This is a genomic window from Streptomyces anatolicus, assembly GCF_019400875.1.
Classification (GTDB): Bacteria; Actinomycetota; Actinomycetes; order Streptomycetales; family Streptomycetaceae; genus Streptomyces; species Streptomyces anatolicus.
In genome coordinates this window covers 1-5,140 of the sequence record NZ_WMBF01000453.1, presented here as the reverse complement: position 1 = coordinate 5,140, position 5,140 = coordinate 1, and the positions used below count along the sequence as shown (strand labels likewise).

At 71.9% G+C, this 5,140-nt stretch carries 3 protein-coding genes; 2 read left to right on the top strand and 1 reads right to left on the bottom strand.

From position 1 onward, the window contains the following. The coding region (locus GKQ77_RS27230; RefSeq protein WP_219691581.1) for an MFS transporter at window positions 1-1,093 on the top strand (1,093 nt) is incomplete at its 5' end. 175 nt (window positions 1,094-1,268) lie between these two features. Further along, a complete protein-coding gene (locus GKQ77_RS27225) occupies window positions 1,269-3,584 on the top strand; it encodes a collagenase (RefSeq protein WP_308117805.1) in 2,316 nt (771 codons plus the stop codon). Window positions 3,585-3,609: 25 nt separating this feature from the next. On the opposite strand, the gene GKQ77_RS27220 is transcribed toward GKQ77_RS27225, so the two are convergent. Then, a complete protein-coding gene (locus GKQ77_RS27220; RefSeq protein WP_219691582.1) occupies window positions 3,610-5,121 on the bottom strand; it encodes a glycoside hydrolase family 3 protein in 1,512 nt (503 codons plus the stop codon). Between the last annotated feature and the right edge of the window lie 19 nt (window positions 5,122-5,140).

Here is a 5,140-nt window from a genome sequence, read left to right as displayed (position 1 = left end):
CTATCAAGGAGCCGTCGCCGCGCTCGTGCCGTACTTCGTGGCCGAGCGCGCCTACAGCTATGCCGCCGCCTCCGGCATCGTCCTCGCCGCCTCCCTGCTTTCCTCGGTCGTGCAGCCGCTGTTCGGCGCGCTCACCGACAAGTGGGCCATGCCGTGGCTGCTGCCGGTGAGCACGCTGGTGGGCGGGGCCGGGGTCGCCCTCGCCGGGGTCGGCGGCAGCTATGGGCTGACGCTGCTCGTCGTCGCCGTATCCGGTGTCGGCGTCGCCGCCTACCACCCGGAGGCCGCGCGCGTGGCGCGGCGGGCGAGCCGCGGCAGCCATACCGCCATGAGCTGGTTCTCCCTCGGCGGCAACCTCGGCTTCGCGACCGCGCCCCTGCTGACCGCCGCCGTCATCGCCACGGGCGGCCTGCGTGCCTCACCGCTCCTCGTGGTCCCCGCCCTGGCCGGCGCGGCGCTCTGCGTGGCCGCGCTGAGAAGCCTCAGGGCCCGCGAGGCCGCCGCCCCGAAGAGCGCGGCGCCGGGCCCCGCCCCCGCCGCTGGCGACTGGCCGTCCTTCCTCAGGCTGTCCGGCGCCGTCGTCTGCCGCTCGATCGTCTTCACCGGGCTCAGCACCTTCATCGCGCTGTACGTGCGTCAGCGCACCGGCGGCGGTGAAGTCGCCGGAACTGTCGCCCTGTTCGTGCTCTACCTCGGCGGCGCGGTCGGCACGGTGGCGGGCGGAGGGCTCGCCGCCCGCTACGGCCGCCTCCCGGTGGTGCGCTGGTCGTACGCGCTGACAATCCTCGCCGTGGCGGGCGTCGTCCTCGCCCCGGGCCCGGCGCTGCTCCTCTGCGTCGCCCTCGCATCGGCGGGCCTGTACGTGCCGTTCTCCCTGCACATCACCCTCGGCCAGGACTACCTGCCCCACCGCGTGGGCACCGCGAGCGGGGTCACGCTCGGTCTGACGGTGAGCATCGGCGGCCTCGCGAGCCCGCTCATCGGCGCTCTCGCGGACGCCACCTCCCTGCGGACCGCGCTGTCGCCACTGATCGTGCTGCCCGCCCTCGGCTGGCTCCTGCTGCGCTCCCTGCGGGAGCCGACCGGCTCGTAACTCCGCTGCGGTTCCCCGTGCCTGAGGGGTTGTCAGTGCAATTTCACATTACTACGTTACGCATCACATGGTCCGACGTCGGCCATGCGGGCGTCACTCGTATGGCACTCAAATGCCGTCCGCCGTATGGCAGTTGCTCGACCCGCAGCCCCCACCTCCCACACAGGAGTCCTCGGTGTCCCAGCTACGTCCACGAAGAACCCTGCGCGGATCCGTGCTCGCCGGCGCGATAGCGGCGACCCTCTGCGTCACGGCCGCCCCCTCCGGATATGCGGCCGCCCCCGCCCCCGCTTCCAAGACCACGGTCTCCGCGAGCAGCACCGCCGAGCCGAACCCCTTGGACGTCGTCGACCGCAGGGCGAACGCCCCCAAGCCGAGCGCCTACAAGATCCCGGCGCCCGGCGGACTCAAGGGAGGCGGCACCCCGGGAACCCGCACTCCCAAGCCCAACTCCACCCCGAAGAACGCTTTTTGCACCCTCGACGGCGTCACCGGCCTGTCGCCCGAGCAGTTCACCGACTTCCTCGCCGACCCCGCCGTCACCGCCGACGGCTGTCTGCGCACCCTCATCTGGACCTGGGACCGGCGGCTCGCCCCCGTCATGTCGGACGCGCACGTCCAGGCCGTCTCCGGCCGCGTCACCCGGCTCGCCGCCGCCCACGACGGCAAGAACGGCAGCAACCTCCTGGAGATGCTCACGTATCTCCACGCCGTCGCCTACCAGGACTTCTCGCACGACGAGATCGACGTCACCGACGGCCCGACCGTCGACGCCATGCGCCGCGCCGTCGCCGCCTTCGGCGCGGCCCCCCGCACCTTCGACGTGACCCGCGCCAACGCCGAATCCCTGCGCGAGGCGCTGTACGCGGCGAGCGCACCGGGACTGCGACAGCATCAACTCCCACTCATCAAACGGGTGCTTGCCACCATGGACGCCGCGCACCCCGACACGGCGAAGGACGCCTCCTGGGCCGGTTCCGCGCTCGCCGCGCTCTCCGTGAGCTACCTCGGCGTATACCCCGGCAACCAGGACACCGCCTTTCACGCAGCGGTGAAGGCGGACCCCTCTTACCGCGCCGCCTTCAGGGCCTTCGCGGGCCACACCCACCTCAAGGGCACGGCCAACGCCTGGGTGGTGCGCGACGCGCTCAGCGAGTACGGCAGGTTCGGCCAGATCGACGGGCTCCGCAGCGAGATCGTCTCCGGTCTCGGTGGCCTCGTCGCCGTCACGGAACGCAACTTCGGTACGGGCAGCGCTCCTTGGGCCAAGGTCGCCCTCTGGCTGAACGAGTTCGACGCCTGTGCCCCGTACAAGGTATGCAAGGCCGACATCGAGCGGCGCGTCTTCCCGAGCACCTTCACCTACGACAAGGGCGGGATGAAGGTACGCACGGCGCTCGACCGCAAGACCGTCGATCAGCTCTACTACGCGAGCAAGCAGGTCAAGGCGCACTTCCACCGCGTACTGGGCACCCAGGAGCCACTGGCGGGGGACCCGAACGCCACGTTGACGACGGTTCTGTACGCCTCACGCGCCGACTACGAGAACTACCACCCGCTGCTCACCGGAATGGACACGAACAACGGCGGCGTCTACATCGAGCGCGGCGCCACCTTCTACACCTACCAGCGGCGCGTCCCGCAGGATTCGACGCTGACCCTGGAGGAACTCTTCCGCCACGAGTACACGCACTACCTCAACGGCCGCTGGGCGGTACCCGGCTTCTTCGGCGAGGGGCCCTGGTACGAGGGCGACCGCACCACGGCGATGGACGAGGGCACCGCCGAGTTCTTCGACGGCGCCACCCGTGACGAGGGCATCAAGGTCCGCAAGTCGCTGGTCCAGGGCATCATCGACGACACGGCGGACGGCGGCCCCCGAATGACCGTCGACCAGATCCTGCACGCCACGTACGAAGGGGACGGCTTCCGCTTCTATGACTACGCGGGCACGTTCTTCGAGTACCTGTGGACCGAACGCCCTTCGCTGATCAAGGAGATGTACGGGCATCTGCGCGCCGACGACCCGGCGGCCTTCGACGCCTGGCGCGACCGGCTCGGCAAGGACGGCGGGCTGCAGAGCGCGTACGACTCGTTCCTCGACAAGCAGATCGCGCGGGTCGACGAGCTGTTCGTCCCCGACACGAAGTACGTTCCCGTCGGCCGGCTGCGCGACACGACGGCCGCGCAGGTCCGCGGCTCCTTCAAGGCGACGACGGGCATCACACCCGCCTGCCGTTCCAACGGGGCCCCCTCGCGGCCGCGTTACCTCTGCACCGGCCGGATCACCGCCCAACTGAGCGCGGCCGGTGATCCCGACGCCGTCTTCAAGGACATGTCGGAGACGGTCGACCGCCACCTGCTCGACCGGGCGGAGGCGGGCCACAACAACCTGGCCGACATGAACTGCTCGTTCGGGAAGGTGGACATCGCGTCCGACGGCCGCGCGGGCAGCGCGGCCTTCGACTGCGAGGGCCCGCTGAGGGGCTGAGCCAGGCGGAGGGGGCCGGTGCCGGTCAGGCGCCGGCCCCCACCAGCAGCTCCGCCGCCGCGATCCCCGACACGCGCGTCGCCCCGTGCGTGATCAGATGGGCGGCGCCGAACGTATCGCCCGAGGGCACGCCCATCTCCACGACGAGCGCGTCGGGCCGACTGCGCAGCAGGCGGGTCAGCGTGTCGGTCATCCAGCGGTGACGGGCCGCGTCGCGGACCACGACCACCAGGGCACGGCCCGCCGCGGGGGCCAGGGCCTCACGGTCCAGGAGGTCCCCGGAGTGGGAGAGTTCCGGTTCCGTCAGACGTACGGACGTCGTGCCGGGGCGCAGATCGCGCAGGGGTTCGGCGATGCCCCAGGGGGTGTGTCCGTCGATGGCGAGGTTCATCGTCGGGGAAAGCTCCACGACATGCGGCGCCCCGGCCACTGGCAGCGCCGACCCGGAGCCGTGCCGGACGCGGACCGCGCGGCGCGCCGCGACCAGGCCGATCTCACGGTCCCGCGCGGCGCCCGCCACGGCCCGTGACCGCTCGCCGGACCAGGAGGCGAAGGCACGCACGCGGCCGCTCGCCTCGGCGAGGCGCTCCTCCGGGAGCGTGCCGTCGAGGACCGCCTTCACCAGTGCCGTGGAGAGCAGCTCGGCGGTGTCCTCCCCGGCGCTCTCGCCGCCCACGCACACCGCGTCCACGCCGCCCGCGACCGCGCGGACCGTGGCGCCGTCGATGCCGTACCGGTCGGTGACGGCGCCCATCTCGATGCCGTCGGTGACCAGGAGCCCGTCGAAGCCGAGCTCCCCGCGGAGCAGGTCCACCAGGATGGGGCGGCTGAGGGTCGCGGGCAGGTCGGGGTCGTACGCCGGGGCCAGCAGATGCGCGGTCATCACCGCGCGGACGCCCGCCTCCATCGCCGCGATGAACGGCGGCAGCGCGGTCAGCGCGATCTCCTCGGCGGAGCCCCGCACCTGCGGCAGGCCGTAGTGCGAGTCGACGACCGTGTCGCCGTGGCCGGGGAAGTGCTTGGCGCAGGCCGCGACGCCCGCCCCTTGCAGACCGCGGATCCAGGCGGCCGTGTGCCGGGAGACGAGGTCGGTGCGGGCGCCGAAGGAGCGTACGCCGATCACCGGGTTGAGGGGGTTGGAGTTGACGTCGGCGCTGGGCGCGAAGTTGAGGGAGACGCCCGCCGCGTGCAGATCGCGGCCGATGTCATGGGCGACGCGCTCGGTCAGGTCGATGTCGTCGACCGCGCCGAGGGCGAGATTGCCGGGCCGCGACGAGCCGGTCCACGCCTCCAGGCGGGTCACGTCACCCGCCTCCTCGTCGATGGCGACGATCAGATCGGGGTTCTCCGCGCGCAGGCTCGCCGTGAGCCGTGCGACCTGCTCGGGGGTCTCGATGTTGCGCGCGAACAGCACGACGGAACCCAGGCCCTCGGCGATCCTGCGGCGCACCCAGTCGGGGGCCGTGGTGCCCTCGAAGCCGGGCTGCAGCACGGAGTTGGCGAGGTGCTCCAGAGTCGGGTCACTGCTCGATGCCATGGCGCGACCTCCGAAGTTG

Excerpts from the sequence above, each read along its gene's own strand:
- GKQ77_RS27220 (WP_219691582.1), bottom strand. The coding sequence starts at position 5,121 with ATGGCATCGAGCAGTGACCCGACTCTGGAGCACCTCGCCAACTCCGTG.